The organism is Mesorhizobium sp. XAP4, assembly GCF_029269325.1.
Lineage (GTDB): Bacteria > Pseudomonadota > Alphaproteobacteria > Rhizobiales > Rhizobiaceae > Mesorhizobium > Mesorhizobium ciceri.
In genome coordinates this window covers 84,757-92,367 of the sequence record NZ_JARIXW010000010.1, presented here as the reverse complement: position 1 = coordinate 92,367, position 7,611 = coordinate 84,757, and the positions used below count along the sequence as shown (strand labels likewise).

Genomic DNA, 7,611 nt, shown 5'->3' with positions numbered 1-7,611 from the left:
CGTGCCCGCCAGTTCCGCAACAATCGCCGGCCCGCAGTATTCATCCCGGCCGACATCCAACTCGTAGGAACTTGCCCATTCACGATAAAAGCGTGCCAAGCGATCGACGTCGCCGTCGAGCGCATGGGAATCCTTGATGCGTTTGCGTGCAGCTTGCTCCAGTGCGGTCCGCTGATCGAGGGTATTCATGTCAATTCCTCCGTATAGGGGCAAATTAGGTGCGGTACAGTTCTCATCGGCGGCGCAATTGCCGCGAACCTTGCGATCATTGGTCGCCCCATGCTGCCCGTACCAATGAATCCTACGCGTTCGGCGCTACGGAAACAGCCCGCTCTTAAAGTCGCTACATTAGACTTCCGAAAGCATTAATTTGCTTCGAAAGGTTATGTTTCTCTTACCCATATTTGACGTCAGAATAGGGACCAAACTCGTCCTGACGACAAGCGAAAATATGTTAAAAAAGTATGTGAATTCTGTAAGGCGACTTTATAATTAGCTCTAGAAAACTCGAATACAATCGAGAGCTGTTCAACAAAAGACGGAATGCGCGGAACCCGTGGAAATTTCGCGTTGGTGGGCGTTACGGAACCGTGGGAGACCAGGAACTTCCGATCCTGACAATCTCTCCGTCGAAAGCGCGCCAGCAGCCAAAGGTCGTATCAAAAGAAGCTTCGAATCAGAACGTAGTCTTAACGATTTTACGGCCTTAGGCTGATCCTACCCCGGCCAATTCGTCAGTCTCACTGCCTGACCACCACTCGCCAATTCGCGCGCGGACATTGCCACAGATCTTTCAAGTAACTTTGCACAATCTTTACGACCGCAAATCGCTGAAAATGGTACGTTCACGACAATGATAGGAGGTCAGTCCGAAAAACAATGCCTATGCAAACTGATGTATGCTCAGACGGCCGAATAGCAAGCGACATGAGGGCAGCAGCCATGACAAGAAGAGCGCTCATATTGATCGAAATCTATCCATGGGACGTTGGTCCGCTCTACGTCCAAGCGGCTCTGCGTCTTGGTCTTCACCCAATTATCCTTTCGGCTGATCCAGCTCGGTACAACCGTCTGACGCCGCAAAGCATCGTCATTCGTGTCGATACAGACAACCTCGACGCGCTGATCCACGAATGTCTTCAGCTCCGTGCGAACTATGACATTGCTGGGATTACAAGCACCGGTGACTCATTCTATGCGACAGTTGGAAAGCTCTGCCGGCATTTCGATTTACCCGGACCCGACCCCGAATCCGTTGAACGGTGCTGCGACAAATTAGTTCAACGTCAACTCCTCGCGGAGGCGGGCGTCCCAATACCTGCTTATCGTTTAGCAGCGAACGCGACGGACATAGAACGCTCTGCCACAGAGATTGGCCTACCAGTGATTCTTAAGCCGGCCGAAGGGAGTTTTAGCTGCGGAGTCCGCTTGTGCCGCACCGTCGATGAGTTATTCGAACATTCGACCTATCTGTTGGGCGGGAAGCATAAATGGCAGTCTTCGCCGAGGATACTGGTCGAAGAATTCGCACAAGGCCCGTATTTTAGTGCGGAGATAATGGGGAATGACATCATTGGGATCGGGACCGCTGACTTGGGCGATCTTCCATACTTCGTATTTCGAGAGTGCGCCTTCCCGGCCGCGCTGGCCTATGACCAGCGTAAGTGCATCGCCGAAGTTTCGCTGAACTGTTTGCGAGCTCTCGGCCTTGGCTGGGGGCCAACAGGCATTGAGTTCCGGTGGACGATGCGTGGTCCAGTCGTCATCGAAGTCAATCCACGTCTTCCTTGCACACCAACTCCCCAACTGATTCGGCTGGCTTACGGCATCGATCTTGTCACCGAGCACATCAAGCTGGCGATCGGCGAGGCATGGGATTTGCAAAAAAGGCAATCCCACACTGCAGCCGCGCGGCTACTTGTTCCAGACCGCGATGGCATAATTGATTCGATCGTTGGCGAGAGTCGGGCGGTCGCACTATCCGGTGTCGCCGAGGTAAATTTCCGCGTTGAACCCAAGACGCCGATTCTCAGGAAAGGCGATTCCCGAGACTGGATTGGCTATGTCATAGCCGCTTCACCTAGCCTTGCGCGGACGGAGGAGATACTTGAGCGTGCCGTCAGCTTGATCGATTGGTCGATCACACCGTTTTCGACCCGCGGCGAAACAGGAACAACTTGAGGGCCTTCGCCGCGGAGGGTGGGCGCAGACCAAAAAATTTCACTTGGATGTCGGCGACATGATGGAGCCCGAAGACGAACTAGAGCGTGTCTTCAGTTAGGGGATTCCCAAATCAGTGTTTGAGTGCTTCATAGGTGGTCGGTTTGATTTGGGGAACCGACCGATGCGGCGATACGGACTTCGTGACGACCAGTGGGATCGGGTCAAGGATTTCCTGCCCGGCCGTGAGGGCCATGTGGGCGGAACGGCGCAGGACAACCGGCTGTTTGTCGAAGCGGTGCTCTACCGCTACCGGGCGGGTATTCCCTGGCGCGACCTGCCACCACGTTTCGGGGACTGGAAGATTGTCTGGCAACGCTTCGACCGGTGGGCCAAGAGTGGCGTTTTTGACCGGATCTTCAAGACTTTGGCCAGTGATCACGACAACGAGTACATGTCGCTGGACGCAACCATCGTGCGGGCTCACCAACACAGCGCCGGCGCCCAAAAAAAGCGAGCGAAAACCAAGCCATCGGACGCTCCCGAGGCGGACTGACCACCAAGATCCACGCCATGGTCGACGCCTTGGGCAACCCCGTCGGCTTCTCTTTGACCCCCGGCCAAGCCTCCGATCTTGGCCAAGCTGGGCCGCTGCTCGACCAAGTCGACCCGCAAGCCCTTCTTGCGGACAAGGCCTACGACGCCGACGCCCTCATCCAGACTCTCAAGGATCGCCGAATCACCCCGGTCATCCCACCCAAGGCCAACCGCCTCATCCCGCGCCAGACCGATTTCGCACTCTACCGCGAGCGCAATCTCGTCGAGCGGTTCTTAAACAAGCTCAAACACTTCCGCGCCATCGCCACGCGTTATGACAAGACCGCGCGCAATTTCCTTGCCGTCGTCCAACTCGTCGCCATAACTTTCCTCCTCAACTGAGGACACGCACTAGTAGTCGTCCCTGAAGAACCCACTTGCTAGTCGACCGTGAACTATCCGCAAGCCATTGATCTGGCCTGGGAAGCGGATAGCGTCTTTTGAATTGCAGGTTAGCGGTATTTGGACGCTGTTTTCCTGCAATTCGGTTTTCGATTCCCTTGTGCTGCGGAGCGTGATTCACTCGGTTCGGCGGCAGCGAATCGAGGGGACGGCGAATGTCCAGGCCACGCGAGAAGCGCGAGACGGGAGAGCAGGACCTGTTCCGCTCCCGGCTCGACCAGATCATCAACATGCAGCACGAGCTGGTGCGGCTGGCGGAGGCGATCGACTGGCCAGTGCTGGAGGAGCGTTTCGGCGCCGTCTATTCGGATGGCCCCGGCATGCCGCCGCTGCCGACCCGGCTGATGGCGGGGCTGGCGATCCTCAAGCACACCTTCAACCTGTCCGACGAGGTTCTGTGCGAGCGCTGGGTGGAGAACCCCTACTTCCAGTACCTCACCGGCGAGACGTTCTTTTGCCATACGTTGCCGTTCGACCGCTCGTCGATGACGCGCTGGCGCAGCCGCATGGGCGAGGAGCGGATCGTGGTGCTGTTGCAGGAAAGCCTCAGCCTTGCGGTCAAGACCGGGGCGATGAAGCCGGCCGACACGCGCCAGGTGATCGTCGACACCACCGTGCAGCCGAAGAACGTCATGTTCCCAACCGACGCCAAGCTCATCCACCGGGCGCGCGAACGGCTGGTGCGGCTGGCCAAGAGGACGGGTCTCCATTTGCGCCAGAGCTATGTGCGGGTCGGCAAGCTGGCGCTGATCAGCCACCAGCGCTATGCCCAGGCCAAGCAGTTCAAGCGGGCCAACAAGGCGCTGCGCAGGCTCAAGACCTATCTCGGCCGGGCCATTCGCGACATTGGTCGCCAGATCGCCGGCGATGCGGGGCTGGACGCGCTCTTCAAATGGCCGGTCTACCAGCCTGCCACCGTTCTTGAGCAACGTTAGCGCCAGCGCGGCCGCAAGATCTACAGCCTGCACGCGCACGAGGTGGAATGCATTGGCAAGGGCAAGGCGCATATGCCCTACGAGTTCGGGGTGAAGGTGTCGGTGGCCACCACGCTGAAGCGCTCCAAGGGCGGCCAGTTCGCCTTGCATGCAAAAGCACTGCCCGGCAATCCCTATGACGGCCACACGCTGGCAAGCGTCATCCCCGACATGGAAAAGACCATCGGCAACGAGATCGGCCGCATCCTCGCCGACGCCGGCTATCGCGGCCACAACGCACCCCAGAGCCACAAGCTCAGGGTCTTCACCGCCGGCCAGAAACGCCGCGTCACCCCAGCCAAAGCGCCAGATGCGGCGGCGCTCGGCGGTCGAGCCCGTCATCGGCCACATCAAGAAAAGAATGGGCCGTAACTACCTCGCCGGCCAGCAGGGCGACGCCCTCAACGCCATTCTGGCCGCCGTCGGATACAGCTTCTCCCTCCTGCTCAGGTGGCTGAAGGGATTTTTGTGGCTTCTCATCGCAGCCCTACAAAGTCAGCCGAAAGAGCTCGAAGCCTGATCCCTCTCATTGTTCACGGCCGACTTGCTATGCTGCCGGCTTGCGCATCTCGGAGGCGGTTCAGCTGAAGCCCACGTGCGCCTGCCAAAGGCGTCGCAGACGATCGCCCTGGTGACGCCGCCGAAGTAGGCGAGCGCCCGCACCTGGCCCTCGATCCAGTCCGGCAGCTTCTGGCTGGACCTGGCAAAGGCGAAGGTCAGATTGGAGGCGCCCAGCACCGCGACAACTGTTCGGCAAAGCGCCGACGCAATGTGCCCCGTGTTGGGCGTTGCACCAAGGTAAGGCAATTCCTTGTTCTAAATCCTCTCGCTGGCCAGTAGCACTATCCGCGCCCTCGCGGCAGGCCTTGCGCCGTGCCTCGACGCCGGACCAGACCCTCCAGTTCCTCCGCTCTGCTGCGGAGCCAGCGCCTTGAGCAGCGGCCAACCTGGACTCGTCCCGTCCTCCAGAAGCAAAATGTTACCCAGATGCTTGTCCACCCTGACCCGAGCCATCCTCCTGCACGCTTTCGCCGTTGCGCGCGACGAAGACCGCAACGCTTCATCGCGCTTGGCGTAGTGGCACCAGGGACCGCCCATGGAATGACTCATGCGAGGCGTCTCATGGCTGTCCGCCATCCAGCGCCAGATCTCCGCCTGGCCCGAGGCGCGCAGAGCTGGCCGGTTGTGCAGGAGCCGTCGGCAATATCCGCCTTCCTCGTTCGGATGGGTAACGCCGGCGTCTCCCGTCGCATTCTATCTCGCTTTCCGAACGTAGCCGTGATGCGAACTCTTGCTGCATACAAAGCCGAATCAGGGGAATTCGGGTCATACAATACGGAGTCTTGACTTTGGCAGTCGCTCTGTGACATTACCTATATAAGGGCCGAAAGAAGGCGATATGGATCATGTATAGGTCACAGAGACCCGAATGACGGCAACGTATAAACGCACCTATTCGCGCTACGCGATGGAAGCGCTTGGCCTTTTCGGTAAGACCATCCGGCTTGGCCGGATGCAGCACCGGTTAACCGCACAGGAGTTAGCCGAGAGAATCGGTGTTTCACGCAGCACCCTGCAGCGCATCGAGAAGGGCGATCCCAAAGTCGAAATCGGACTGATGTTCGAAGCTGCTGCCATTGTCGGTGTGAAGCTGTTCGATGCCGACGGCAAGGGCATCACAGCCCTCACAGGCCGCATGGACGATCGCATCGCGCTGCTGCCGAAGCACGTCTACAAGGCCAGCAAGCAGATCGTCGATGAGTTCTAAGGTCCCCAAGTACGACGAAGCCTATGTCTGGGTCTGGCTGCCGGGCGAGACCGCGCCGGTTGTCGCCGGGCGGCTATATGCCCATGACGGACTCGTCAGCTTCAACTATGGCAGGAGCTTTCGTGAACTGGGCAGCGCGATCCCGCTTTATCTCCCGGAACTGCCCCTGAAGGCAGGCGAATTGCCTTTGCTTCCTGGCCTAACCATGCCGGGATGCATCCGCGATGCTGCCCCTGATGCCTGGGGACGACGGGTTATCCTAAACCGCAAATTCGGTGTGAAGGGCGATGAAATCGCGCGGCTCGATATTTCAGAACTGACGTTCTTGCTGGAATCAGGCTCGGACCGCATCGGCGCGCTCGATTTTCAGTTTTCGCCCACGCATTACGAGCCGCGCGCACTGGCCAATGCCACTCTCGAAGAGCTTGTCCAATCGGCGGAGCGGGTAGAGAAAGGTATTCCGCTCACCCCCGAATTAGATCAGGCGCTGCATCACGGCAGCTCGATCGGCGGCGCAAGGCCAAAGGCGCTGATCGAGGATGACGCCGTCAAGCATGTCGCGAAATTTTCCTCGTCTGCCGACCTTTACAGCGTCGTCAAAGGAGAATTCATAGCCATGCGGCTTGCCGCCTTGTGCGGCATCAGAGCGGCATCCGTCTCGCTCGTTCGCGCCGCAGGCAACGACGTGTTGCTCGTCGAGCGATTCGACCGGATCAAGGTCACGGGCGGCTGGCAACGCAAATCCATGGTCTCAGCGCTGACGATGCTCGCGCTCGATGAGATGATGGCGCGTTACGCCAGCTACCAGGATTTGGCGGAGATCATTCGCCACCGATTCACCGCGCCGTCGGAAACTCTGCGCGAGTTGTTCAGCCGCATTGTCTTCAACATACTTTGCGGCAACACCGACGATCATGCCCGCAACCATGCGGCATTCTGGGACGGCGCTAAGCTCACCCTCACGCCTGCGTACGATATTTGTCCGCAGGCCCGCAGTGGCCAGGAGGCCAGCCAGGCCATGCTCATCAGCGGCAATAACCGCATGAGCCGGATAGCGTCCTGCCTTGAAGCGGCGCATCACTTCCTGCTCAGCGCGCCGGAAGCTCTTGCGATTGTTGAAGGCCAGCTCCGATGCATTGCGGAGAATTGGCCGCGTGTCAGCGAGGAAGCTACGCTATCCGGCATAGATCGGAATCTGTTCTGGGGCCGACAGTTCCTCAATCCCTACGCTTTTACGGCGCTGGAAGGAAGCGCCGACGTTCTCCGCGCTCTGGCTGACGAACTACGCAACAGTGTTCACGCCTGATCCGGCGCTGGATTTCGGACAAGCTCGGCAAGCGCAAGACGCCACAATATGGACAACCCTTGCCGTGCCAGGACGAAGATTGAACAAACGGCTCTTCAACAGTGACAACGTGCACTGCGGAGAGATGTTGAGCTGACACCGCAAAAGCCCAAGACGCGCGACTTCCCGCGATACAACTCCACATAACTGAGCGTCTACAAGCGGTGCAGCCAGCCAAACATCCAGCCATCAAAGCGATGATCGTCTGATCTTTTGCCGATGACATCACGTCGGGGAAGACTTGTTCGAGCGCTTGCCGCTTCATATCGATACCGGCCTGGGCGTAGCGCATCGTTAGTTCAGCCCGAGTGGCCTGGCCATCGACTGATGGTGGCGATGTCAACACCCGCCTTGACGAGGTGGAT

4 protein-coding genes and 2 pseudogenes are annotated in these 7,611 nt (G+C 58.7%); 5 read left to right on the top strand and 1 reads right to left on the bottom strand.

Annotation, left to right across the window (positions count from 1 at the left end; all coding sequences use genetic code 11):
- Positions 1-189, bottom strand: a pseudogene (locus tag P3C39_RS30940) (class I SAM-dependent methyltransferase); the annotation flags it as partial.
- 753 nt (positions 190-942) lie between these two features.
- Here P3C39_RS30940 and P3C39_RS30935 point away from each other — a divergent pair.
- The 5 genes and pseudogenes from P3C39_RS30935 (at position 943) to P3C39_RS30915 (ending at position 7,207) form a co-directional block, all read left to right on the top strand.
- Entirely contained in the window at positions 943-2,181 is a 1,239-nt protein-coding gene (locus P3C39_RS30935; protein ID WP_024505827.1) for an acetyl-CoA carboxylase biotin carboxylase subunit family protein, read from the top strand.
- Positions 2,182-2,344: 163 nt separating this feature from the next.
- Positions 2,345-3,099, top strand: a protein-coding gene (locus P3C39_RS30930) for an IS5 family transposase (protein WP_275955458.1) whose coding sequence is annotated in 2 segments (ribosomal slippage) — positions 2,345-2,672 and positions 2,672-3,099 — 756 coding nt in all. Because the reading frame shifts where the segments join, the coding sequence is not laid out codon by codon here.
- Positions 3,100-3,314: 215 nt separating this feature from the next.
- Positions 3,315-4,653 (top strand): annotated as a pseudogene (locus P3C39_RS30925) (IS5 family transposase).
- 909 nt (positions 4,654-5,562) lie between these two features.
- The gene (locus P3C39_RS30920) at positions 5,563-5,901 is read left to right on the top strand and encodes a helix-turn-helix transcriptional regulator (protein ID WP_275954904.1); all 339 of its coding nucleotides are present in this window, start codon (positions 5,563-5,565) and stop codon (positions 5,899-5,901) included.
- Positions 5,891-7,207, top strand: coding sequence for a HipA domain-containing protein (locus tag P3C39_RS30915; protein ID WP_127206482.1), 1,317 nt, complete (start codon positions 5,891-5,893; stop codon positions 7,205-7,207). Before P3C39_RS30920 ends, P3C39_RS30915 begins: the two co-directional genes overlap by 11 nt.
- Positions 7,208-7,611 lie beyond the last annotated feature (404 nt).

Excerpts from the sequence above, each read along its gene's own strand:
- P3C39_RS30935 (WP_024505827.1), top strand. The coding sequence starts at position 943 with ATGACAAGAAGAGCGCTCATATTGATCGAAATCTATCCATGGGACGTT.
- P3C39_RS30920 (WP_275954904.1), top strand. The coding sequence starts at position 5,563 with ATGACGGCAACGTATAAACGCACCTATTCGCGCTACGCGATGGAAGCG.
- P3C39_RS30915 (WP_127206482.1), top strand. The coding sequence starts at position 5,891 with ATGAGTTCTAAGGTCCCCAAGTACGACGAAGCCTATGTCTGGGTCTGG.